Consider the following 24,521-nt stretch of genomic DNA (forward strand, 5'->3'; position numbering starts at 1 on the left):
CGCGCCGGGTGGGTAGTCGGGCGTACGCCGATCAGCCCTTCGATGCGTCTTCGGTACCGGCTCGCAGGAACTGCTCCAGGACCCGGCAGAAGCGGTAGGGCTCGTCCAGATGCGGGAAGTGACCGGCGTCGGGGAAGATCTCGATCCGGCTGTTCGGCACTTCCTGTCGAACATTCTCCGTGTGGTGCGCTGGAATCATCGTGTCCTTGCCGCCCCAGACGAGCATGGCAGGCAGAGTTTCGAACCGCGGAAAGTGCTGCTTCGCGCTGACGGTTTGGCCGCGCGGACCCACGACCGCACGGACGGACGCCAGAAACGCTTCCCGGGTGGCCTTGTCGGCAACGGTGCCCAGCGAGCGCCATGTCTCGACGGCACTGGGGCTCGGCTGCACGGGCAGACCCAGGCGACCCAAGTGCCGGAGCGCGGACTCGGTGTTTCGGCGCACCCAGCCGGACGCGAGAATCGGCAGTACCAACTCACTGCCCGGCAATGTCGCCGCCTTGAGATACGTGCTCACCTCGGGGCCGAGTCCACCGCTGCTCACCAGGCACAATCGCTCTACCCGCTCGGGAAAGAGGTACGCCATCTGCATGACGATTCCACCGCCGAGCGAGTGGCCCACCAGTGGCGCCGATGCGATCTTCAGGCATTCCATGAGATCACGCACTGTCGCGGCGTGAGAGCTGAGCGAGTAGTCACCGCGCGGCTTGTCCGAGTCGCCATGCCCGAACAGGTCAGGCGCAACGACACGGTACTTCTCGGCGAGCATGTCGATCTGCGGACCCCACGACTTGTGCGAGCCGAGCAGTCCGTGCACGAGGATCACAGGCGGGCCCTCGCCGAGGTCGACGTATGCGAGAACGTCCTTGTGGAAAACTACGGACTCGAGCTCGTATTGCGGCATTGTCGCCCTTCCGTAGCTGGGTCAGCCGACGCATCCCAACCTACAAGCGGATCGGACGCGACGACCAGGGCCGCCACGAAACCGGTCGGGCCCCGGGTGCTCGGGGACCGGCTGCCGGTCGATCCGAAGTTCGGCAAGAACACCATCGGGCGGATGCGAACGGCGTAGGTTTGGTTCATCGACGAGACGCCCTCGACAGTGGGCGCCGGCGATCGGGGAGCAGACGGCCATGGACACGTCACGAGAGCCCAGTCGGCGATGACGCGCTTCGAGATCGACCCGCGTCGTATCGACGCGGTGATCGTCGATTTCGACGGCGTCACACCGCCACGGCGTGAGTCCGCTGTCGGCACGGACCAGACCACAGCGCTCGAATCCACCGTCGCCCTTGTCCGAGGGCTACAAGCCATCGGAGTCGGCACTGCGGTGGTTTCGTCCGGGCCCCGCTGGGCGCAGGTCCTGGATTCCGGCGGGCTCGGCGACCTGGTCTCGGTCGGGACCGACACCGCGACCACCGGCGGGGCCACGCCGCCCGCGCCGGCCGCGGCAGCCCGCCGACTCGGCAGCCCTCCCGCCCGCGCCGCGGTGATCGTCGGCTCCGCGGCGAGTGCCAGCGCGGCACGCAGCGCTGGATTCGCACTGGTGATTGGAGTGGCTCCCGACAGCCGCTCTGCAGAGTTGCACCGTGCCGGCGCGAATGTGGTGGTGGCAGAGACGGACCAGATCGGCATCCGCACCCACGACCGCCGTATGTCGGAGATCCCCAATGCTCTGACCTCACGGCACCAGGCGTCCGCCATCCTGCGGACCCGGCGCCCAGCCGTATTTCTCGACTTCGACGGCACCCTGGCACCCATCGTGAATGATCCCGCGGCGGCTGTCCCGGTCGCGGGGATGACGACGGAACTCACCAGGTTGGCACGCTATTGCCCGCTTGCAGTGATCAGCGGCCGCGACCTGTCCGACATCCAGGCGCGGGTCGGTGTGCCGGGAATCTGGTACGCGGGCAGCCACGGGTTCGAGCTCACCGGACCAGATGGACAGTACTACCGGAACGAGGCGGCCTCGGCAGCTGTCGCCGACCTCGAGCGGGTCGCCGAAGCTCTGCGCAAACGCATCGGTGCCGTTCCCGGAATTCTTGTGGAACACAAACGTTTCGGTGTGGCGGTGCACCACCGAAACGTCGAGTCCGACCGGGTAGAAGAGGTCGTCGCCGCGGTACACGAGGTCGCGGCCAGCGAAAGCCGCCTCCGAATCTCGAACGGACGCATGGTGACCGAGCTCCAGCCCGATGTCGACTGGGACAAGGGGCAGGCCCTCCTCTGGGTGCTCGAGCACATCGAGGGCGCAACGGAGCTGCTACCGGTGTTCGTCGGCGACGACCTCACCGACGAAGACGCATTCGACGCCGTAGCCGATACCGGGGTCGGGATCGTGGTCCGCCACGGCGAGCACGGGGATCGGCGGTCGGCGGCGCAGTTCTCGGTGGACAGCCCGGAGGAGGTACGCGAACTACTGCAACGACTGGCGGACCTGCTGGGCAGCGATCCATCGACGACGCCGCCACCAGGAGACCCGTGGACGGTGTTCTTCGAGGGGTACGACCCATCCACCGAGAAGCTGCGCGAGGTCATGTGCGCCGTCGGCAACGGATACTTCGCGACCCGAGGGTGTGCACCCGAAACCGCCGCCGGCGTCGTGCACTATCCGGGCACCTACGCTGCGGGAGTCTTCAACCGTCTGCGGGACGACATCGGGGGAAACCTGATCGAGAACGAGAGCATGGTGAACCTGCCGAACTGGCTCCCCGTGACGTTCCGGATCGAGGATGGGCAGTGGTTCGACATCGACACATCCGACCTGCTCGAGTATCGCCAGTACCTCGATCTGCGCCGTGCGGTTCTGACCCGGAGGTTCCGATTCCGGGACGAGGCCGGCCGGGTCACGTCCGTCGTCCAGCGGCGATTCGTCGCCATGCACTTCCCGCACGCGTGTGCGCTCGAGACGACGATCGTGCCCGAGAACTGGTCCGGCCGAATCGAATTCCGATCGGCTCTGGACGGAGCAGTCCAGAACACCCTCGTCGAGCGCTATCGGCGTCTCGACGGCAAGCACCTGACACCGATGCACGCCACCGCCGTCTCGGACGACACGGTGCTGTTGGTGGTGCAGACCAATAAATCGCGGATACCGGTGGCGATGGCGGCCAGGAGCACGGTGTGGCGCGATCACGAGCGCGTCGAGTCCGTGTCGCGCCGCCTCGACGTCGACGGTCGAATCGGGCACGACATCGCCGTCGAAGCCGCATCGGGTGAGCCGGTGACGCTGGAGAAGATGGTGACGGTCTTCACCGGCCACGATCATGCGACGTCCGAACCGGGGGACGCCGCCATCCGCTGGCTCGACCGTCTCCCCCGATTCGACGCAGTGCTCGACGGCCACGTCATGGCCTGGGCGCACCTGTGGGACAGCGTGGGTATCGAGCTCGAGGGCCACGGTCACGCTCTGCGGATCGTCCGGCTTCACCTTCTCCAGATGCTGCAGACAGTCTCCCCCAACACTGCAGACCTGGACGCCGGCGTGCCTGCGCGCGGGCTCCATGGAGAGGCGTACCGGGGTCACATCTTCTGGGATGAACTTTTCGTTTTTCCGGTGCTCAACCTGCGCCTACCGACTTTGACCCGGTCGCTGCTCCGCTACCGCCACCGGCGTCTGAGGGAGGCAAGGAGGGCGGCGATCGAGGCAGGCCGAACAGGCGCCATGTTCCCGTGGCAGTCGGGCAGCGACGGCCGTGAGGAGAGTCAGCAGCTACACCTCAACCCGATCTCCGGTCGCTGGATCCCAGACCCGAGCCGACGCCAGCACCACGTCGGAATCGCCATTGCCTACAACGTGTGGCAGTACTACCAAGTCACCGGCGACCTGGAGTTTCTCATCGCTTTCGGCGCCGAGATGCTGATGGAGATCGCCCGCTTCTACGCCGGGCTCGCGTCGTACGACGGGGCACGCGGCCGGTACACGATCCGCGGCGTCATCGGCCCCGACGAGTTCCACTCCGGCTACCCGGGGGCGCCCTTCGACGGTGTGGACAACAACGCGTACACCAACGTCATGTCGGTCTGGGTACTTCTGCGAGCTATCGAGGCACTCGAGTTGCTCCCGTTGCAGATCCGGTCGGATCTGATGCAAGCCCTGGGACTGCACACACAGGAGATCGCCCGTTGGAAGGAGGTCAGTCGCAGAATGTTCGTCCCCTTCCACGACGGAGTCATCAGCCAGTTCGAGGGGTACGGCCAGCTGGCCGAACTGGATTGGGAACGCTACCGCCGGCGCTACCCTGACATCCAGCGCCTCGACCGCATCCTCGAGGCGGAGGGCGACGACGTCAACTGCTATCGCGCTTCCAAGCAGGCCGACGTCCTCATGCTGTTCTACCTGCTGTCCGCCGACGAGCTACGCGAGCTGCTCGAAGGACTTGGATACGAGTTCCCCGGCGAGAACATCCCCCGGACCATCGACTACTACCTGACGCGCACGACGCACGGCTCGACGCTGAGCAGCGTCGTCCACTCGTGGGTGTTGGCTCGAGCGAATCGGAGCCAGGCAATGGAGTTCTTCGACCGAGTACTCAAATCGGATATCGCGGACATCCAGGGTGGTACTACGTCGGAGGGTATCCACCTCGCCGCGATGGCCGGCAGTGTCGATCTGGTCCAACGCTGCTTCTCCGGGCTGGAGACCCGCGGTGATCGACTCGTGTTCTCCCCGCTCTGGCCCGAATCCCTCGGCACACTGGAGTTTCCCGTCTTCTACCGCGGGCACCGTCTGCTGGTGCAAATCAGTGGGCGACGGGTGCAGGTCAGCGCTGGGGCCGGCACCCAGCCTGCGATCGAGATCGAGTGCCGCGGCCGGGTGGCGGAACTTCATCCAGGATCCACTGTCACATTGAGTTGAGCCCGCACGCTGGAGAACCCGGTAAACAGGTGCTCGGCGACAACCGAACCCGCCCGGCGGCCGCCGACTTTCCATGCCGGATGGGAGCAGTCTGGATACGGTGGAAGTCGAACCTAGGTTGGGAGGCCGTCCATGATCGTTCGCCGAATTGCCCGCCCGTTACTGTCCACCGTGTTCATCGCCGGTGGAATCGATTCCCTGCGAAGCCCGGCACCGAAAGCGCAGGCCGCCGGCCCGTTTCTGGAGAAGAGTGTCGAGACGTTGCCGGCCGCGGTGACCCAGCGGGTCCCGTCCGACCCTGAAACCCTCGTGAAGATCAACGCCGCGGTCCAGATCGGTGCCGGCGCGATGCTGGCGCTCGGCAAGGCGCCACGTGCGTCGTCGCTCGTCCTCGCCGGAACACTGGTCCCGACGACGCTCGCCGGACACGACTTCTGGAACGTCGACGATCCGCAGCAGCGCGCGATGCAACGCATGCAGTTCTTCAAGAACATGACGATGCTCGGTGGGCTACTGATCGCGGCCGTCGACACCGAGGGCAAACCGTCGCTCGGGTGGCGCGGACGTCGGGCGGCCCGAAAGGCGCAGGCCAAGGTCGCTGACGCCGTCTCGACCAACGGCGAGACCGACCACGCCCTGGCCGTCGTGTCGGACCGAGCGCGGACCGCGGCAGAACAGGCCGGCGAACGCAGCGGTGAACTGCTCGACGCCGCCCGTCAGCGCGGCGCGGTGCTTGCACACCTCGCCAGGGAGCGTGGCACCGAACTCACCGAGGTCGCCCGTGAACGGGGGCCCGTGCTCGCCGAGTTGGCCAAGGAGCGCGGCACCGAGTTCGCCCAGCTTGCCCGCGAGCGCGGCACCGAGTGGGCCGCGACGGCCAGCGAGCAGGGTGAGGTTCTGAGCCGGCGGGCACGGAAGCAGGCCGAGCGGGCACTTGCCACCGCGCGGGCGAAGGCCGCCGAACTCCAGGACTGACCCAGCACACCGGCTCGGAAACTCACACCGTCAAGCGAGGTGATGACGATGCCCACGAATCGCGCGAACGATTCGGACCCGCATCTGAAGGACCCGGAGCTGTACGAAAAGCTCAGGGACGAATGCGAATCCAAGGAGAAGGCAGCGCGGATCTCCAACGCCAGCGCGAACGAGGGCAGGTCCTCGGTGGGCCACAAAGGTGGCAAGGCCGAGAACTACGAGGACCGCACCGTCGACGAGTTGCGGGAGCGTGCCAAGGAACTCGGAATCACCGGATACTCGTCGATGAACAAGTCCGAACTGATCTCCGAGCTCCGCAACCACTGACGCCCGCAAGTACCGGGAAGCGAACTCACGTCGGATGGGCGGTGAGAAGGTCGTCGCGCAGGTCCTTGTCCAACGTGACACGGACGAGCGCCGACGCCGGCGGCGCCGCCTGACCGCCCGGCGCGAGCTCGCCCAGCCGCGCCACATCCGCGGGTTCGACGGCCTCCCGATCCGAGCCGGTCACCCGCGCGGGCCATTCTCCGCCGGCGCCGTGCGGATCAGCTTCCGATTTGCGAACTCGAACAATCCGAGGTCGCCCAACTCCCGCCCGAATCCGGAACTCTTGACGCCGCCGAACGGCAGTTCCGGTTCGGTCGAAGTGGGGCGGTTGATCCACACCATGCCGCTGCCGATCCGGTCCGCGACCGCGCGGGCGCGATCAGGATCCGATCCGAAGACGGCGCCACCGAGCCCGTATCGGGTCGAGTTGGCGAGTTCCACGGCCTCGTCCTCGTCGGCCACGCGATAGACCACTGCGACCGGACCGAACAACTCCTCCTCGAAGGCACGCATTCCGCGCGTCACATCTGTGAGCACCGTCGCCTCGACGAAGGCTCCCTGTCCGTCCGGTCCACGGTTCTCGGGGCGGCCGCCACCCGCCGCGACGGTGGCCCCCTTGTCCAGGGCGTCGTCGATCTGCTCGAGCAGTGTCTGTGCCGCGTCCTCCGACGACAGCGGCGCCAGCGTGGTCCCCGGGTCCGACGGATCCCCGACCACGAGGTCATCGAAACGCCGGGCCAGTCCGGCCACGAAATCGTCGCAGATCGCGTCCGGGACGATGAACCGCTTCGCCGAGACACAGCTCTGACCGGCGTTGAGGATCCGGGCGGCCGCCGCGGCGTCCAAGGTGCCGCCGAGGTCGTCGGCGTCGAGGACGACGAACGGGTCGCTGCCACCGAGTTCGAGGACACACTTCTTGAGGTGCCGTCCGGCGATCTCCCCCAGCGACGCCCCCGCAGCCTCGCTGCCAGTGAGCGAAGCACCCTGCACCGCCGGGTGCGCGATCACACGTTCCACGTCCGAGACGTTCAGGTAGAGGTTGGTGTAGACGCCCTCGGGTGCACCGGCGTCGGAGAACAACCGCTCGAGTTCGTGAGCGGTCTGCGCGCACGAACTGGCGTGCTTGAGCAGCACCACGTTGCCGAGGAGCAGATTGGGGGCCGCGAACCGCGCGACCTGGTAGAGCGGAAAGTTCCAGGGCTCGATTCCGAGGAGCACCCCGATCGGCTCGTTCACCACCTCCGCCGTGCCGTCCGCGACGTCGATGCTGCGCGACCGGAGGAAGCCCGGACCACGCTGCGCGTAGTAGCCGACGATGTCCGCCGCGATGTCCACCTCGGCACGGCTTTCTTCGATCAGTTTGCCCATCTCCCGGGTGACGAGTCCGGCCAGTTCGTCCTTTCGTTCGCGCATCAGCTCGGCGGCACGGGTCAGGACCTGCGCTCGTCGTTCGACCGGCAGCGCGCGCCACCCGTCGAAGGCGTCGGCCGCCCGGTCGACGACCGCGTCCACCTGTTCACCGGCCAGATACGGGTACTCGGCAATCGTCCGGCCGGTGTACGGGTCGACGGTGTGGAACGGCCCTGCACCGGGCCCGGATGTGCCGGTGTGCTGCGTGCTCGTCGAGGTCATGGCCTCTCCTTCTGTTCGACAGCTACGACAGCAGTACCCCCGAACACGGTCCGCTAAGCCTCGAGCACAGACGGGCGCGACACCGGCCCGATCTCACCTGGGATTCTGCGGCGGACGAGCGGGCGCACTAGACTGCTTGGGCGCTTTTCTGCCGTTCCCGAACCTAGGAGACCTCTTGTCGGACGAGGCCCGTGTGCACCCCGAACTCGAACACGAGCAGGGGTACGTGACGATGCTCTACGAACGTCTCGACGGTCTCCGCGAATACGCGTCGAACCGCCTCGGCCGGGTTCTCCTCGAGACCGGCGGGACACCGCAGGCTCGCAGCGAACGCGAATCGTTCACCCAGATGTACACCGAGGACATCGCCCGCTACGACGCCGCCGAGAACGGTCTGTGTTTCGGTCGCATCGACGTCGACGACGAGCCGCGGTATGTGGGTCGCGTCGGCATCCTCGACGAGGCCGACGACTACGAGACCCTGCTGCTCGACTGGCGTGCTCCCCTCGCGCGTCCCTTCTATCTCGCCACTCCGGCGGCGCCCGAGGGGGTGACGCGGCGACGACACATCCGCAGCCGCAGCCGGACCGTCACCTCCATCAACGACGAGTACCTCGACCTCGCCGCCGCCGAGGCGAACGGTGACGGCGCGGGGGCCGGTGGTGTCGCCGGCGAGAGCGCGCTGTTGTCCGCGCTCAACGCCGCGCGGACCGGCCAGATGCACGACATCGTCGAGACCATCCAGAGCGAGCAGGACGCCATCATCCGGTCGACCCACAAGAGTGTGCTCGTGGTTCAGGGTGGTCCGGGAACCGGCAAGACCGCGGTGGCGCTGCACCGGGCCGCGTACCTGCTCTACACCTATCGGCAGCAACTCGAGAAGGCCGGTGTCCTCATCATCGGTCCCAACGCCACGTTCCTCGACTACATCAGCCAGGTGCTGCCGTCGCTCGGCGAAACCGGCGTACTGCTCTCGACGATCGGCGACCTGTACCCCGGCGTCCGGGCCACCCGAGAGGATTCGCTCGATGCGGGCACGCTCAAGGGCTCGCTCGCGATGATCGACGTGCTGAAGAAGGCGGTTCGCGACCGCCAGGAGGTTCCGACGGCGCCGATCGAACTACGCTTCGATACCTACCCGATCACGCTGGACCGCAAGATCGTCACCCGCGCCCGCGGACGGGCCCGGTCGTCGAGGCGCCCGCACAACCTGGCGCGTCCGATCTTCGTGTCCGCGGCCATCGAGGCACTCGCCGATCAGCTCGGGGCCACCCTCGGCGCCAACATCGTCGACGGCGGCAACCTGCTCAGTCGCGACGACATCGCCGACATGCGGGACGAGATGCGTGAGGACCCGTCGATCATGTCGGCGCTCGACGGACTGTGGCCCGACCTGACGCCGCAACAGGTGCTGACGGACCTGCTCCGCTCCCCCGAGCGGTTGGCGTCGGCGGCACCCGAGCTCACCGAAGACGAGCGGGCGGTCCTCCTCCGCACCGAGGGCATCGGGTTCAGCGACGCAGACGCTCCGCTTCTCGACGAGCTGGCCGAACTGCTCGGTGTCGACGACGCCGCGGAACGCGAACGCGCGCAGCGACGCTGGCGGGCGCAGATCGCCGATGCACAGGGTGCGCTGGACATCCTCACCGGCTCCGCGCCGCAGGACCTCGAGGATGATCTGGACCCCGAGATCCTCATGGCCTACGACCTCATCGACGCCAGCCAGCTCGCGGAACGCCAGGATCGCGGCCATCACCAGACCACGGCCGAGCGCGCCGCCGGCGACCGGACCTGGACGTACGGACACGTCATCGTCGACGAGGCGCAGGAATTGTCGGAGATGGCGTGGCGAATGCTCATGCGGCGCATCCCGAATCGGTGGATGACCCTCGTCGGAGACACCGCACAGACCGGCGATCCGGCGGGCAGCTCGTCGTGGCAGGACGTCCTGGGCCCCTATGTGGCGCAGCGCTGGAAACTGACCGAACTCACCGTCAACTACCGCACGCCCGCCGAGATCATGGAACTGGCCCACCGGGTACTCGAGGAGATCGACCCGAGCCAGACCGTGCCGCGGTCGGTGCGCGAATCGGGGTTCGCCCCGTGGGCCGAAGAGGTTGACGAATCCGATCTCGTCGATGCGGTGCGACGCCGTGTCGCCGAGGAGACCGGACCCGGACTGACGGCGGTCCTCGCCGGACACCGCTTGGTCGAGGAGCTCGCCGACCTGCGGTCGGATTCGGTCAGCGTCCTCACGGTCAAGGACGCGAAGGGGCTCGAGTTCGACGCGGTCCTCATCGTCGAGCCCGAGGATCTGCTGGACGAATCGCCGCGCGGACTGAACGACCTCTACGTCGCACTGACGCGTGCGACGCAACGACTCGGCATCGTGCACGCACGGCCTCTGCCGGCCGTCCTGGGCCCCCTCGACGCGTCGATCGTCATCTCCGGAAGCTGATCGTCGAACCGGCTCTCCCCGACGGAACCGAAGCGGTACGGTGCCTAGGGCGCCGAGCCGCTCGGCGCCGTCGATGCAACGGCGGATCCCATCAGACGGCCCAGTAGACGGGAAGAATCGTGTCCACTCCGACCTCGCTCCGACGCGGTCTGCGCTCGGTGATGGCAGGTGTGATCGGAGCCGTCGGGATCGTATCCTCGGTCACCGCATGTGGGGCGCCGGCAGCCTCCGACAGCGCAGCGGCGGCAACGGAAACGGTCACGACCACACCGGCGTCGGAACCCGCGACGACCGCTTCCGACGCCCGCACGGCCCGCTATGCGCGAGCGGTCCTCGCTGGCGGGTTTCCGCCGGTGGTCCCGGATCCGACGCTGTTCGCCGTCGGCGAGGGGGTGTGCCGGCAGCTGGCCGCCGGCACACCCGACTCGGTGGTCCTCGAACAGCTCCGCCCGGTGAGCGACTATGCCGCCAGCCTCTCCGGCGGTGCGCTGACCGGCGAGAGCGCCGCGCAACTGCTGCTGAGCGCCGCTCGCACCGACTTCTGCTGAACGCGGCCGATCAGCGCACGGTGTGCACGATCAGGACGTCCGACGTCGACTTGCGTGCGGCGTCGGACGGCACCGATCCGAGCAGGCGACCGGTGATGGTGTTGAGTCCGCGGTTGCCGACCACGAGAAGGTCTGCCTCGACCTCGTCGACGAGCGCGAGCAACGAGTCGACCGGCGCACCGACGACCGCGCGTTCGACGATCTTCTTCGCGCCGGCCGCGACGGCCCGCTCGCGCGCGGTTCGCAGAATCTCGTAGGTGGGCGCCGATCCAGTCACCTGGTAGGCGTCCTCACGCAACGTGTCCTGCGCCGCCTCCGTGTCCTTCGGATCGGCCGGGTAGTACGCGCACGCGATCACCAACTCCGCATCGGCAGCGCCCGCGAGAGCCGCAGCCTTGTCGACAGCACGAAACGACGAATCCGATCCATCGGTTCCGACGACGACGGTCCGGTAGGCGGTCATTCATTCCTCCATGTGTGCAGTTGATCGAGGACGGTGGCTGCAGTGCCCTGTTCGACCGAGATCACCGTTCGCTGCGCTGACACTAGCCGTATCGACGCAGAACCAGGTGGAATTGCGGCACAACATGCTTCATCCCACGGTGGACGATCCACCCCTGGAACTCATTTCACCACGGGCGCCGTCGACCACGCACCATCCGGTCAGCGCGGCTCGCCGTAGCGCGGACCGAACAGGGTGTCAGGGAAGAGCCCGGACTCTCGGACGGTTCGTCGCCACGGCGCCGCGAGCTCGGCCAGCCGTGCCGCGCCGTCCTCGCCCAGGTGGGTCCACGGCGCCGAGGCCAGTTCGTCGGTGAGGTCCTCGACCACCTCACGTAGTTCTCGCCCGTCCTCCGTCAATCCGCCACGCTCGTCGAGCAGTTCGCGATCGCGCAGGCTCGACGCGGCGGCGTCCCACTGGCCTTGCGACCATCCGCGCCGGTTCTGGGCGAACTTCTTCTGGAATCCGATGCCGGTGGCGGTATGCGTGATCAGCGCGTCGAGGCCCCCGAGTCCGGCGGTCTGCAGTGCCGCCACGTGGCCGTCGCCGCGGTACTCGCGTAGCAACGTCAGTGCGTGCCACAGGACGAGGTGGGGCGTGTCGGGCCATTCGAGGGCCGCGTAGCCCGCGTACAGGGGCCGTCCGTCGACGCCCGGGATCCCCTGCGCCGCAATGGCTGCCAGCTGGGCCGCCTCCGACATCTCCGGCGATGCGGTGACCGCTTCTCCGAAGATCCTCCGGTAGGCGGCATCGACGCCGCGGTACCGCGCGTCGGTGATCTCCTCCGGTGCGGCGAGGGTCCAGGCCCGGGGGACGGCGTCACCGATGAGTTCGGGGTTGAAGTTGTAGAAGGTCGCGGCCACGACTCCGGCACCCACCGCCCCCATCGGTGCCGCGCGGCCCGCGAAGTAGGTCATTCGGCCGGATTCGAGCCCGACTCCGACGAGTTCCTGCTCCACCTCGGGGGTGAAGTAGGCGAGCGAGTGCAGCAGTTCGAGTGAGCGGGCGGTGCGTCCGGCGGCATGTGCGTCCATGACCGAGAACGTTAGTGGGCGTTATTTCAGGCCGGCCGCGTCCATCCCCCGCAGTTCCTTCTTGAGGTCGGCAATCTCGTCGCGCAGACGTCCCGCGAGTTCGAACTGCAGGTCCCGCGCCGCATTCATCATCTGGTCCGTCAATTCCTTGACCAGGTCGGCCAGCTCGGCCCGCGGCATCGACTTCACGTCTCGGCCCTCGTACACCCCGGCGCTGACCGCGCGGCCCGCCTCACCCTGAGCGCGTCGGCCACGGCTGACGTTGCGGCCCGAACCACCGATCTCGACCTCGGTGTCCTCGGCCTCCTCGTAGACCTGGTCGAGGATGTCCGCGATCTTCTTGCGGAGCGGCTGCGGGTCGACGCCCTTCTCGAGGTTGTAGGCGACCTGCTTCTCGCGGCGGCGTTCGGTCTCCTCGATGGCCCGCTGCATCGAATCGGTGATCTTGTCCGCATACATGTGCACCTGGCCGGACACGTTGCGCGCGGCACGGCCGATGGTCTGGATGAGGCTCGTGGTGCTGCGCAGGAACCCTTCCTTGTCGGCGTCGAGGATCGCGACGAGCGAGACCTCGGGCAGATCGAGACCCTCACGTAGGAGGTTGATGCCGACCAGGACGTCGTACTCTCCGAGCCGCAGTTGCCGCAGCAACTCGACCCGCCGCAACGTGTCGATGTCCGAGTGCAGGTACCGCACCCGGATGCCGAGCTCGAGCAGATAGTCGGTCAGGTCCTCGGCCATCTTCTTGGTCAGCGTCGTGACCAGCACCCGCTCGTCCCGCTCGGTGCGTTCCCGGATCTCGTGGACGAGGTCGTCGATCTGTCCCTTCGTCGGCTTCACGACCACCTCGGGATCAACAAGGCCGGTGGGCCGGATCACCTGTTCGACGAATTCGCCGCCCGCTCGACCCAGCTCGTACGGTCCGGGGGTGGCCGACAGGTACACCGTCTGGCCGATCCGATCCGCAAACTCCTCCCAGGTGAGGGGCCGGTTGTCGACGGCGGACGGGAGGCGGAAGCCGAACTCGACCAGGTTGCGCTTGCGGGACATGTCGCCCTCGTACATCGCGCCGATCTGCGGGACCGTCACATGCGACTCGTCGATGACGAGGAGGAAGTCCTCCGGGAAGTAGTCGATCAGTGTCGCGGGCGCGGAGCCCGCGGGCCGGTTGTCGATGTGCCGCGAGTAGTTCTCGATGCCGGAGCAAAATCCGACCTGCTTGATCATCTCCAGGTCGTACTGGGTCCGCATCCGGAGCCGCTGCGCCTCGAGCAGCTTGCCGCGGTTCTCCAGGTCCGCGAGCCGCTCCTCGAGCTCGGCCTCGATGCTCTGGACGGCATGCTCCATCCGCTCCGGACCGGCCACGTAGTGCGTTGCCGGGAAGATGCGCACGGTGTCGACCTGCCGCACGACGTCACCGGTGAGTGGGTGCAGGTAGTAGAGCGCCTCCACGTCGTCGCCGAAGAACTCGATCCGCACCGCCAGTTCCTCGTAGGACGGGATGATCTCGACGGTGTCGCCCCGCACCCGGAAGGATCCGCGGGTGAACGCCATGTCGTTGCGGTTGTACTGGACATCGACCAACAGGCGCAGCAGGGCGTCGCGGTCGACCTCGACGCCGACCTCGAGCTCGATCGACCGATCGAGGTACGACTGCGGGGTGCCGAGGCCGTAGATACACGACACCGACGCCACCACCACGACGTCGCGCCGGGACAGCAGGCTGGACGTGGCGGAGTGGCGCAGCCGTTCGACGTCGTCGTTGATGGACGAGTCCTTCTCGATGTAGGTGTCCGTCTGCGCGATGTACGCCTCGGGCTGGTAGTAGTCGTAGTACGAGACGAAGTACTCGACCGCGTTGTTGGGCAGCATTTCCCGCAGTTCGTTGGCGAGCTGCGCCGCTAGCGTCTTGTTGGGCGCCATCAGCAGGGTGGGGCGCTGCAGCTTCTCGATCAACCACGCCGTGGTGGCCGACTTGCCGGTGCCTGTGGCGCCGAGCAGCACCACATCCTTCTCCCCCGCGCGCAGTCTGCGCTCGAGTTCCGCGATGGCCTCCGGCTGGTCACCGGCCGGCTCGTACTCGCTGACTACCTCGAACCTCGCGTCGGATCGTTCTATCTCGCTGACCGGCCGAAACTCGGAATGCGCGACGACGGGGTGCTCGGATGCAAACGCCATGCGTCCAGGGTATGCGCCGCTTCCGACAAGTTCTGATAACGCCTCGGCGCTCCCCCACCGATCGCCGCTGCCGGACCACCCGATTGCCTGTAATTTCTTGCTGTATGGAGAACGTCGAACAGAGCACGGCCCGAGCCCACTCGGCCGCCCCCGCCGCACCGTCAGGTCCCGTGTTCGTACCGGCGCTCGACATGGTTCCCGCACACCGCCCGAAGATCGAGCACTTCAACATCGCCGAGCGCACCAACACCGACCCCAAGGGATTCGTCCGCCCCGTCGAGCACTACCGACTCGAGCCCTGGGGGCTCTACATGGCGCGGACGGCGGATCACCCCACCTTCCACTACCTGGAGTCATGGCTGATTCCGGATCTGGGGATCAGGGCGTCGATCTTCCATTTCCACCCATATCACCAGCGTGATCAGGACCGCTACATCGACATCGGCGATTTCACGTCCGGCCCGGACGTGTGGAAGTCGGAGGACCACTATCTGGACCTCGTCGTCCGCACCGGCCGGGAAACCGAACTCCTCGACGTCGACGAATTGATCTCGGCCACCGCGCACGGTCTGATCTCGACCGGCACCGCCGACCGCGCCGTCCAGAAGGCCATGCGCGCGGTCGACGGGATCGCCGCCCACGGGCACGACATGGACGCGTGGCTGGCGTCGAAGGGGATGCCGGTCTCGTGGCGCTGACGCGGCCCGGTCAGCCCCGTTCCGACCAACCGCTCCGCTCGGCCCACTCGCAGGCCCGCTGGTAGCCGAGATCGAACCACGGCGCGAGCGCCGCGGCATAGGTCACGGTGGCCTCGCCCGTGTGCGCGTCGGCGGCGGCCCAGCGGACCGCAACCCTCTTGGCCTCGAGGAATTCGGCCCGAGCAGCGGCGTCGGCGCGCAGCCAGTCGCGCAGCAGGAGCGCGAAGCGCTGGCCCGGCCAGCCGTCGACGCGCAGGCTGATCTCCACGGGCCTGCCGGGATCGGCGCCGCCGTGGGTGCGCTTGTCCCACAGCGCCGGGTCGGCCTCGCCGCCGACGCCGTACGCCGGCTTCGGCTCGTCGCGATTCGCATCGACGATGGGCGGAAAACCGGCCGCAGCGAGTGGTTCGGCCAGCGCATCCGCGGTGGCGAGATCGGGAACGGTGATCTGCACGTCGATCAGATCGCGCGCATCCAGACCCGGGACCGCGGTGGAGCCCACATGGTCGATGCGCACCGCACGATCGCCGCACACCGCTCGCAGTCGCGCGACCAGGCGCTCGCCCTGCGCCGCCCACTCCGGATCGGCTGGCCGCACGATCGGCGGCACCGCCACCACCGTCCGCGTGCGCACGTTCGCCTCGAACGGCGCCAGACGGTCCGCGTACAGCGCGCGAACCTGCGCGTCGATCAGTTCCGGGGCGCCGCTGTTGTCGAGCCAGACATCGGCGGCCGCACGACGCTGATCGTCGGTCGCCTGCGCCGCGATCCGGGCGCGCGCATCCGCCTCCGGCATGCCGCGCAACTCGACGAGCCGGCGCACGCGCTCGACCTCGTCGACGTACACGATGACGACCAGGTTGAACGCCGGTCCCATCCGCCCCTCGACGAGCAGCGGGATGTCCTGCACGACGATGCCGTCGGCGGGCGCGCCGTCGACGAGTTCCGCGGTGCGGGCACCGATACGAGGATGCAGGATCGAGTTCAAGAGCAGTCGCGACTCGTCACTGCCGAACGCCCGCTCAGCCAACACCGGGCGGTTCAGCGAGCCGTCCGGGTGCAGGACGCCGTCGCCGAAGGCGTCGACGAGGGCCGCGAGCCCCGGGGTTCCCGGTTCGACGACCTCCCGCGCGATCAGGTCCGCGTCGACGATCACCGCACCCAACTCCGCGAGGACCTTCGACACGGTCGATTTACCGGCTCCGATGCCTCCGGTGAGGCCCACTCTCAACACGCCGACCAGTGTCGCACTAAACACGCCGAAGATCATCAAGCGGCCAAATGTCGTGGTTCCACGACCTGGTCGGATAGCCTTCAATCAGCCGTCCGACCAGCCGATTCGCGATCCGAGTAGGAGAAGCTCATGCGCAGCAATCCCACCCGTCCCGGTCGGCACCGTCTTGGCATGGACAACGGCGTCCACGCCATCCTCATCCCCGAGGTGGCCACTGCACTCGCGGAACACCGCCGCAACTGGTTCACCAGTGTGCTCACGCCCGCCCGCCACAGCTTCGCCTCGATCCGGAAGCGCACGGCGACCATGCCGACCCGATGGGTGCCTGCCGCGGCGAACTGACCGCCCGCGTACGACACACACTGTGGCCCGATCCGACTCGGATCGGGCCACAGTCGTATGCCCGGACGCACCCAGCGCGGGAACACCGCATACACGAAAGACCCCGGCCCTGTGGGGCCGGGGTCTTTCGGTAGATCAAGCCTGAGTGATCAGGCCGCTGTCATCAGGCGTTGCCCGACAGCTTCTCGCGCAGCGCGGCGAGCTGTGCATCGCTGGCCAGCGAGCCACCAGCGGACTCGGTGGACGCAGCAGCACCCTCGTCGGAGCCCGACTCGGAGGAGTAGTTGGTGCCGGAAGCGCCGGCAGCAGCCTCGGCAGCCTCGTCGGCAGCCATCTTCTCCATCTGAGCGGTGTGCATCTTGTGGCGACGCTCAGCCTCGGCGTAGCGGGACTCCCACTCCTCACGCTGCTTGTCGAAGCCCTCGAGCCATTCGTTGGTCTCGGGATCGAAGCCCTCGGGGAAGATGTAATTGCCCTGCTCGTCGTACGAGTCGGCCATGCCGTACTTGGACGGATCGAACTCGGCGTTGTAATCCTCGTTCGCCTGCTTCAGCGACAGCGAGATGCGGCGACGCTCCAGGTCGATGTCGATGACCTTGACGAGCGCATCGTCGCCGACGCCGACAACCTGGTCCGGAACCTCCACGTGGCGCTCGGCCAGCTCGGAGATGTGCACCAGGCCCTCGATGCCCTCCTCGACGCGAACGAACGCGCCGAACGGAACCAGCTTGGTGACCTTGCCGGGCACGATCTGGCCGATGGCGTGGGTGCGGGCGAACTGACGCCACGGATCTTCCTGGGTCGCCTTCAGCGACAGGGAGACGCGCTCGCGGTCCAGGTCGACGTCGAGAACCTCGACGGTGACCTCGTTGCCGACCTCGACAACCTCGGACGGGTGGTCGATGTGCTTCCAGGACAGCTCGGAGACGTGAACCAGGCCGTCGACGCCACCCAGGTCCACGAAGGCACCGAAGTTGACGATGGAGGACACGACGCCCTTGCGGACCTGGCCCTTCTGGAGCTGGTGCAGGAACTCGCTGCGGACCTCGGACTGGGTCTGCTCGAGCCATGCGCGACGCGACAGGACCACGTTGTTGCGGTTCTTGTCGAGCTCGATGATCTTGGCCTCGATCTCCTTGCCGACGTACGGCTGCAGATCGCGGACACGACGCATCTCGACGAGCGACGCGGGCAGGAAGCCACGGAGACCGATGTCGAGGATGAGGCCACCCTTGACGACCTCGATGACGGTGCCCTTGACGGCCTCGTCCTTCTCCTTGAGCTCCTCGATGGTGCCCCAGGCACGCTCGTACTGAGCGCGCTTCTTCGACAGGATCAGTCGACCTTCCTTGTCCTCCTTGGTGAGGACCAGGGCTTCGACCTCATCGCCCACGGAGACGACCTCATTGGGGTCGACGTCGTGCTTGATGGAGAGCTCGCGGGAAGGGATGACACCTTCGGTCTTGTAACCGATGTCGAGCAGGACCTCGTCGCGGTCGACCTTGACGATGGTGCCTTCGACGATGTCGCCATCGTTGAAGTACTTGATCGTTGCGTCGATGGCGGCGAGGAAGTCCTCGGCGGAGCCGATGTCGTTGACGGCTACCTGCGGCGAGGTCACGGTGTTGGAGGGCATGTGTTGAGTTGCTCCGGACGGGTTGATAGTCGGTTGATGGTGTTCTGTCAGACAGGTGGACCGGCATGCCGTAGATTCCGGCGAGCGCCGAAATCGACCCGACTTCCAGTCCCCCACGAGGCTCCTGCGCCAACCCGTCCCGTCAATCCTGCAACCGGCCGGGCGTGCGCCGAAGACACTCGCGAGCAACAGGGTACGCGACCTCGAGCTAGCTGGGCAAACTCTCACATCACCCGGCCGATTCACCTGGCGGTTCGGCGCGGAGAGCCGGTCTCTACCCTTGATACCCATGTCCGACGATCGCCATGCCGCCGCAATTTCCACTCTCGGTACCAGCGGAGTGAGCCGCACCCGGATCGGCACCGAGGCCAGTGAACGCGCGAGCCGCGCGTGGTGGGACGCCGACGCCGACGACTACCACCGCACCCACGGCGAGTTCCTCGGTGTCGACTCCGCTGCCGGTGAGTTCATGTGGTGTCCGGAGGGCCTGCACGAAGGCGATGTGCACCTGCTCGGCGACGTGGCCGGCAAGCGGATCCTCGAGGTCGGCTGCGGCTCGGCGCCGTGCTCGCGTTGGCTGGCCGGCCAGGGCGCGGACGTCGTCGGGCTCGACATCTCGATGGGCATGCTCGCGCGCGGCGTCGCCGCGATGGAACAGGGTGGCCCGTCCGTTCCGCTGATCCAGGCGGGCGCCGAGTCCCTGCCGTTCCGTGACGCCACTTTCGACATCGCGTGCTCTGCGTTCGGTGCGGTGCCGTTCGTCGCGGACTCGGCGCGGGTGATGTCCGAGGTGGCGCGGGTGTTGCGTCCGGGCGGTCTGTGGGTGTTCGCGGTGAACCACCCGATCCGCTGGATCTTCCCCGACGATCCGGGTCCGCGCGGGCTCACCGCCGCGCTTCCCTACTTCGATCGCACACCGTATGTGGAGGTCGACGACGAGGGCGTGCCCACGTACGTCGAGCATCACCGCACGATCGGCGACCGGGTCCGCGAGGCCGTGGCCGCCGGACTCGCGGTACGCGACATCGTCGAACCCGAGTGGCCCGAGTGGCTCGACCGGGAGTGGGGCCAGTGGAGCCCCCTGCGCGGCCAACTGTTCCCCGGCACGGCGATCTTCGTCACCCGCAAACCGAACTGAGGGCCCCGCTCACAGCAGCTTGGACAGGAACGCCTTGGTCCGTTCCTGTTGCGGGTTCGCCAGCAGCCGCCTCGGATCGCCCGCCTCGACCACCACCCCGCCGTCCATGAACACCAACTGGTCGGCGACCTCGCGGGCGAACCCCATCTCGTGGGTGACGACGACCATCGTCATGCCGTCGTTCGCGAGCTGCTTCATAACCCCGAGCACCTCACCTACGAGTTCGGGATCGAGGGCCGACGTGGGCTCGTCGAACAGCATGAGCTTGGGGTCCATCGCGAGCGCCCGCGCGATGGCGACGCGCTGCTGCTGCCCGCCCGACAGCTGCGCCGGGTACGCGTCCGCCTTCTCCGCGAGCCCCACCTGGTCGAGCAGGTCGCGAGCGCGTTGGATCGCCTTGGCCCGAGGCACCCTCTTCACCTGCATGGGCGCCTCGATGATGTTCTCGAGGGCGGTGCGGTGCGGAAACAGGTTGAAGTGCTGGAACACCATCCCGATGTCACGGCGCTGGCGGGAGGCCGCACGGGCGCTCAGTTCGTACAGTTTGTCGCCGCGTTCGGAGTACCCGACCAGCTCGCCGTCGACGTACAGCCGGCCGGCGTTGACCCGTTCGAGATGGTTGATGCAGCGCAGGAACGTGGACTTGCCGGAACCGGACGGGCCGATCAGACACAGGACCTGTCCGCGTTCGATCTCGAGGGAGACACCGCGCAGCACCTGCAGGGCGCCGAAGTTCTTGCAGACACGGTCGGCCTGCACCATCGGGGTGGTCGTCGATGTCATTTACGCTCGCCTCCCGGGGTGTCCGGCAGCGTGTCCGCGTCCGGCGTGACCGTCACCGGGCGCCCCTGCGCGTCGGCGAGAGCCTGCAACTGCCGCGCGGTGAGCGTGCGGGACGCACCCTTCGAGTAGTACCGCTCGAGATAGAACTGGCCGATCATCAGAATGCTGGTGATCGCGAGGTACCACGTCGCGGCCACCAGGAGCAGCGGAATCGGGTGGAAGTTCGCGCCCGAGATGTCCCGGCTCCGTCCGTACAGTTCGAGGCTGTAGGGAATTGCCGTGACCAGCGAGGTGGTCTTGAGCATGCTGATCAACTCGTTGCCCGTGGGCGGGATGATGACCCGCATCGCCTGCGGGAGGACCGTGCGGCGCATCGTCTGCGACCACGTCATACCCAGTGCAACCGAGGCTTCCGTCTGACCCTCACTCACCGAACTGATTCCGGCGCGGACGATCTCGGCCATATATGCGGCCTCGTTGAGTGCCAGGCCGATCACTGCGAAGAGGAACGCCGCGCTGAGGTCCTGCAGGTCGATGTGGGCGAACTGATGCACGAACGGAATGCCGAGATCGATCGTCTTGTAGATCGACGGAAAGAGTCCCCAGAACACCAGTTGGACGTAGACGGGGGTGCCGCGGAAGATCCACAGGTACACCCACGCTGCAGTGCGCAGCACGGGATTCGGCGAGAGCCGCATCACCGCGAGGATCACGCCGAGCCCAATCGCGATTGCCATCGCCAGCACGGTGAGCTGGATCGTCTTCCACGCGGCTGCGCTGATTCGCTTGTCGAACAGATACTGGCCGTACACATCCCATTCGAAGGCAGCGTTGGTGGCGGCGCCGTATACGAACAACCCGAACAATCCCAGCACGACCACCGCAGCGATCCACCGGCCTGGGTGGCGCAACGCGACAGACTTGATCGGTTCCGGTTCGGCTCCCACGCCCCTCGCCGACATGTGATTCTCGTTGCCCGACATCGCTCCTCGCCTCTCCGCCATCAGCTGGTGGCCCCGTTGACGACCGACGTCTCGATCAGACCGGCCCCGACGCCCCACGCGTCCGCGATCTTCGCGTACTGACCGCCGTCGATGAGGTACTGCATCGCCTGCTGCAGGACCGGGCCGAGGGGCGAGCCTTTCGCGACCACCCAGCCGTACGGAGCGGAATCGAACAGTTCGCCGGCCGGCACGATCCGGCCGTCGCTTCGCTTGATCGCGTACGCCGTCACCGGCGAGTCGGCCGACAGCGCGTCGACTCGGCCCAGGATCAGCGCGTTGGCGACGTCGTCCTGGCTGTCGTACTTGACCTTCTCGAGGGGGGGCTTGCCGGCGGCGACACACGCCTCGCTCTTGGCCGGCACCTCCTCGATGTCCTCGATCGTGGTGGTCTGCACACCGACACGCAGGCCGCAGGCATTGTTCGGGTCGATGTCGTCACCGGGGCGCTGAGCCCACTGGACGCCCGCGCTGTAGTAGGTGACGAAGTCGACGGACTGCTCGCGCTCCAGTGTGTCCGTGAACGACGACATCCCGATGTTGAACGTTCCGGCCTGCACGGCTGGGATGATCTTGTCGAAGTCCGCCTGCTTGTAGTCGACCGTGAGCCCGAGCACCTGGCCGACGGCGTTCATGAGGTCGACGTCGAAACCCACGATGCGTCCGTCCTCGTCCTTGAATTCGTTGGGTGCATACGGCACATTGACGCCGACGACGAGGCGCCCGGACGCCGCGATCGGCGACGGCAACTGGTCTGCGATCGATTCCACGCGTTGTATGTCGACCCCGGACACCACGGGCACCAGACCCTCGTTGTTGGTCACGCACCCCGTGGCGGTCATCGCGACCACCGCGAGCAGCGCACCGATCACCCACCGGATCGACCGAGTTCGCCGACCGCGGGTGGCAGCAGCCACTGGTCCGAACATCGGTCATTCCTCCCATCTCCGGCCGTTGGACCCCGAAACCCTACTGGCTCGATACCCCCGGGCGGAAGTTGATCATGGTCATCGCCGAATCACCCGAGCGATCACCGATTCCGTGAACTCACTCGTCGACGCCAGCCCACCCAGATCCGCCGTGGCCACGCCCGCTTCCACGGTGCGTTCGACGGCGTTGCGGATCCTCGCCGACGCGGCGGACAAGCCCTTGTCGTGTCCGGTCGATGCCAGCCAGTCGAGGAGCATCGCCGCGGACAGGAACAAGGCGGTCGGGTTCGCACGGTTGCGGCCGGCGATGTCCGGGGCGGCTCCGTGTGCGGCCTGCGCCATGGCCTTCGATCCGGACGCGTTGATCGACGCCGCTGTGCCGAGCGATCCCGCCAACTCCGCGGCCAGGTCCGACAGGATGTCCCCGAACATGTTCTCGGTGACGATGACGTCGTACTCCTCGCCGCAGCGCACCAGATACGCGGCCATCGCATCGACGTGCTCGTCGTCTACCCGGACGTCCGGATAGTGCTCGCCCACCTCCCGGCAGACGTCCCGGAACAGGCCGGTGGTGGTCGAGAGCACGTTGGCCTTGTGTACCACCGTGACTCGCTTGCGTCGGCGGCGCGCGAGATCGAAGGCGGCGTGCGCGATCCGTTCGCACGCCTGCCGGGTGACCACCGCGACCGCCATCGCGACGTCCGGGGTGGGCATGAACTCGCCGCTGCCGGCGAACATGTTCCGGTCGGCGTAGAAGCCTTCGGTGTTCTCCCGGACGATGACGAGATCCATGTGTGGCGACACCGCTCGCACACCTGGCAGTGCGCGCGACGGTCGGATGTTCGCGTAGAGGTCGAACCGTTTGCGGATCATCCCGCCGGGGGTCAACTGCATCTGGAACGGATCGGGATACGACGCGCTGTCGTGCGGGCCGAGGATCCACGAATCGAGGTCGGCGAGCGCGACGAGGGTGCTCTCGGGTGTCGGCGACCCGTGGGTGGCGATCGCGTCGTGGCCGATCGGGAGCGGCACCCACTCCACCTCGGCAAGCCCCACCGCAGCCACTGCAGCGTCGACGACGTCCCGGGTGGCCGGCACGATTTCGCGTCCGATTCCGTCGCCCTGCAACAGACCGATCCGCGGTTTCGGCAAATCTCCTGTACGCGCGCTCCCCATCAGGCAATCATTACTCACGATGGTCCAGTCCGTGGAGTTGCTTCTCGACCGGGATATCGACGCGACCGTACGAGCCGAATGGCGTCGACTGTCGTCGGCACGTCTGCCGAGCCAGGACCGCATCACCGCCGAATCCAATCGGCCGCACATCACGCTCGGCGTCGCGCACCATGTTCCCCCCGACGTCGAGGTCGCACTGGTTCGCGAGCTGCCGTCGGCCCCGCTGTCCCTGCGCCTGGGCGGTGTCGTGGTGTTCGGTGGGCGCCGGCTCACCCTCGCCCGACTGGTGGTGCCCACCACCGAGCTACTGACCCTTCAGCGGATCGTCTACGAACTGATGGTCGACTGCGAGGGCGTGCCGTCGCACATCGTTCCGGGCGAGTGGACCCCGCACGTGACGCTGTCGCGCCGGATCCAGGCCACGGATCTCGGCACTGCGATCGTGGTGACGAGGGCCGGAGCCCGTGACGTCGTCGGCCGGTCGGACGGCATCAGGCGGTGGGATTCGGATGCCAAACGTGAGTGGCTGATCACACGGCGCCCCTGATGCGACGCCGCATGCGATCTCGCGCTCTCCGCATACGGAAGAATTCGCGGGACGGGAGCGTTGAACGGGCCAACGGACCGATCATCCTGACGACTCCCCGACGACTTCCCCGAAAGGACCCCTGTGGCTACCCAGACTCTGACCCAGCAGAACTTCAAGCAGATCGTCGACGACAACGACATCGTCCTCGTCGACTTCTGGGCTTCGTGGTGCGGACCGTGCCGCTCCTTCGCCCCCACCTTCGAGGCCTCCTCGGAGCAGCACGCGGACGTCGTCCACGGCAAGGTCGACACCGAGGCGGAGCAGGAATTCGCTGCTGGTGCGGGGATCCGTTCGATCCCGACCATCATGGCGTTCCGCGAGGGTGTGCTGGTGTTCAACCAGGCAGGCGCGCTGCCCCCAGCCGCGCTCGAAGACCTGATCACCCAGGTCAAGGCCCTCGATATGGACGAGGTCCGCAAGCAGATCGCCGCTCAGGCGCCGTCCGGTAACTGACCGACGCCTGACGCAGCAACCTCTGGGACG

The 24,521-nt window shown here is 67.2% G+C and carries 22 protein-coding genes; 10 read left to right on the top strand and 12 right to left on the bottom strand.

Annotated features, from left to right (window positions below; all coding sequences use genetic code 11):
* Positions 1-31 precede the first annotated feature (31 nt).
* A complete protein-coding gene (locus HUN07_RS14770) occupies positions 32-904 on the bottom strand; it encodes an alpha/beta fold hydrolase (RefSeq protein ID WP_174910540.1) in 873 nt (290 codons plus the stop codon).
* 258 nt (positions 905-1,162) lie between these two features.
* Between HUN07_RS14770 and otsB the strand changes: the two genes are divergently transcribed.
* From otsB to HUN07_RS14785, 3 genes are all read left to right on the top strand, one after another.
* On the top strand, positions 1,163-4,858 hold the full coding sequence (gene otsB / locus HUN07_RS14775; RefSeq protein WP_174910543.1) for a trehalose-phosphatase: 3,696 nt from the start codon (positions 1,163-1,165) through the stop codon (positions 4,856-4,858).
* A 132-nt stretch (positions 4,859-4,990) separates the two neighbouring features.
* A complete protein-coding gene (locus HUN07_RS14780) occupies positions 4,991-5,833 on the top strand; it encodes a DoxX family protein (RefSeq protein ID WP_174910546.1) in 843 nt (280 codons plus the stop codon).
* Between the two features lie 48 nt (positions 5,834-5,881).
* Entirely contained in the window at positions 5,882-6,160 is a 279-nt protein-coding gene (locus HUN07_RS14785; protein ID WP_174910548.1) for a DUF7218 family protein, read from the top strand.
* Positions 6,161-6,185: 25 nt separating this feature from the next.
* Here HUN07_RS14785 and HUN07_RS14790 read toward each other — a convergent pair whose 3' ends face one another.
* Both HUN07_RS14790 and HUN07_RS14795 read right to left on the bottom strand, forming a co-directional pair.
* Positions 6,186-6,344 carry a hypothetical protein gene (locus HUN07_RS14790; RefSeq protein WP_174910551.1) on the bottom strand — a complete coding sequence of 53 codons (159 nt, stop codon included), beginning with the start codon at positions 6,342-6,344 and terminating at the stop codon, positions 6,186-6,188.
* Entirely contained in the window at positions 6,341-7,792 is a 1,452-nt protein-coding gene (locus HUN07_RS14795) for an NAD-dependent succinate-semialdehyde dehydrogenase (protein ID WP_174910554.1), read from the bottom strand. Before HUN07_RS14795 ends, HUN07_RS14790 begins: the two co-directional genes overlap by 4 nt.
* A gap of 232 nt (positions 7,793-8,024) precedes the next feature.
* On the opposite strand from HUN07_RS14795, the gene HUN07_RS14800 reads away from it, so the two are divergent.
* Positions 8,025-10,250, top strand: a complete 2,226-nt coding sequence (locus HUN07_RS14800; RefSeq protein ID WP_174914745.1) for a HelD family protein — start codon at positions 8,025-8,027, stop codon at positions 10,248-10,250.
* 119 nt (positions 10,251-10,369) lie between these two features.
* Positions 10,370-10,798, top strand: coding sequence for a DUF732 domain-containing protein (locus tag HUN07_RS14805; protein WP_174910557.1), 429 nt, complete (start codon positions 10,370-10,372; stop codon positions 10,796-10,798).
* A 10-nt stretch (positions 10,799-10,808) separates the two neighbouring features.
* On the opposite strand, the gene HUN07_RS14810 is transcribed toward HUN07_RS14805, so the two are convergent.
* The 3 genes from HUN07_RS14810 to uvrB form a co-directional block, all read right to left on the bottom strand.
* Complete coding sequence (locus HUN07_RS14810; RefSeq protein WP_114722840.1) at positions 10,809-11,261, bottom strand: universal stress protein; 453 nt, start codon at positions 11,259-11,261, stop codon at positions 10,809-10,811.
* A 200-nt stretch (positions 11,262-11,461) separates the two neighbouring features.
* Positions 11,462-12,334, bottom strand: a complete 873-nt coding sequence (locus tag HUN07_RS14815; protein ID WP_174910560.1) for an SCO6745 family protein — start codon at positions 12,332-12,334, stop codon at positions 11,462-11,464.
* A 21-nt stretch (positions 12,335-12,355) separates the two neighbouring features.
* Complete coding sequence (gene uvrB / locus HUN07_RS14820) at positions 12,356-14,512, bottom strand: excinuclease ABC subunit UvrB (RefSeq protein ID WP_174910562.1); 2,157 nt, start codon at positions 14,510-14,512, stop codon at positions 12,356-12,358.
* A gap of 191 nt (positions 14,513-14,703) precedes the next feature.
* Here uvrB and HUN07_RS14825 point away from each other — a divergent pair, with 191 nt between their 5' ends.
* Positions 14,704-15,210 carry a DUF402 domain-containing protein gene (locus HUN07_RS14825; protein ID WP_254622999.1) on the top strand — a complete coding sequence of 169 codons (507 nt, stop codon included), beginning with the start codon at positions 14,704-14,706 and terminating at the stop codon, positions 15,208-15,210.
* A 10-nt stretch (positions 15,211-15,220) separates the two neighbouring features.
* On the opposite strand, the gene coaE is transcribed toward HUN07_RS14825, so the two are convergent.
* Complete coding sequence (gene coaE, locus HUN07_RS14830; protein WP_217487222.1) at positions 15,221-16,444, bottom strand: dephospho-CoA kinase; 1,224 nt, start codon at positions 16,442-16,444, stop codon at positions 15,221-15,223.
* Positions 16,445-16,573: 129 nt separating this feature from the next.
* Between coaE and HUN07_RS14835 the strand changes: the two genes are divergently transcribed.
* A complete protein-coding gene (locus tag HUN07_RS14835; RefSeq protein ID WP_114722835.1) occupies positions 16,574-16,786 on the top strand; it encodes a hypothetical protein in 213 nt (70 codons plus the stop codon).
* 163 nt (positions 16,787-16,949) lie between these two features.
* Here HUN07_RS14835 and rpsA read toward each other — a convergent pair whose 3' ends face one another.
* Positions 16,950-18,422, bottom strand: a complete 1,473-nt coding sequence (rpsA, locus tag HUN07_RS14840; protein ID WP_013416161.1) for a 30S ribosomal protein S1 — start codon at positions 18,420-18,422, stop codon at positions 16,950-16,952.
* A gap of 289 nt (positions 18,423-18,711) precedes the next feature.
* On the opposite strand from rpsA, the gene HUN07_RS14845 reads away from it, so the two are divergent.
* Positions 18,712-19,560 (top strand): class I SAM-dependent methyltransferase, encoded by an 849-nt coding sequence (locus tag HUN07_RS14845; RefSeq protein WP_174910567.1) that lies wholly within the window; start codon positions 18,712-18,714, stop codon positions 19,558-19,560.
* 9 nt (positions 19,561-19,569) lie between these two features.
* Here the strand turns inward: HUN07_RS14845 and HUN07_RS14850 are convergent, their stop codons facing one another.
* The 4 genes from HUN07_RS14850 to HUN07_RS14865 form a co-directional block, all read right to left on the bottom strand.
* Positions 19,570-20,322, bottom strand: coding sequence for an amino acid ABC transporter ATP-binding protein (locus HUN07_RS14850; protein ID WP_174914748.1), 753 nt, complete (start codon positions 20,320-20,322; stop codon positions 19,570-19,572).
* A gap of 17 nt (positions 20,323-20,339) precedes the next feature.
* Positions 20,340-21,326 carry an amino acid ABC transporter permease gene (locus HUN07_RS14855; protein WP_254622517.1) on the bottom strand — a complete coding sequence of 329 codons (987 nt, stop codon included), beginning with the start codon at positions 21,324-21,326 and terminating at the stop codon, positions 20,340-20,342.
* Between the two features lie 20 nt (positions 21,327-21,346).
* The gene (locus HUN07_RS14860) at positions 21,347-22,186 is read right to left on the bottom strand and encodes an ABC transporter substrate-binding protein (RefSeq protein WP_254623000.1); all 840 of its coding nucleotides are present in this window, start codon (positions 22,184-22,186) and stop codon (positions 21,347-21,349) included.
* Between the two features lie 165 nt (positions 22,187-22,351).
* The gene (locus HUN07_RS14865) at positions 22,352-23,449 is read right to left on the bottom strand and encodes an isocitrate/isopropylmalate dehydrogenase family protein (protein ID WP_174910575.1); all 1,098 of its coding nucleotides are present in this window, start codon (positions 23,447-23,449) and stop codon (positions 22,352-22,354) included.
* A 19-nt stretch (positions 23,450-23,468) separates the two neighbouring features.
* Between HUN07_RS14865 and HUN07_RS14870 the strand changes: the two genes are divergently transcribed.
* Entirely contained in the window at positions 23,469-23,996 is a 528-nt protein-coding gene (locus tag HUN07_RS14870) for a 2'-5' RNA ligase family protein (protein WP_174910577.1), read from the top strand.
* 123 nt (positions 23,997-24,119) lie between these two features.
* Positions 24,120-24,491, top strand: a complete 372-nt coding sequence (trxA, locus tag HUN07_RS14875) for a thioredoxin (protein ID WP_114722830.1) — start codon at positions 24,120-24,122, stop codon at positions 24,489-24,491.
* The last annotated feature ends 30 nt before the right edge of the window (positions 24,492-24,521 follow it).

It is taken from the genome of Rhodococcus sp. W8901, assembly GCF_013348805.1.
Classification (GTDB): domain Bacteria; phylum Actinomycetota; class Actinomycetes; order Mycobacteriales; family Mycobacteriaceae; genus Prescottella.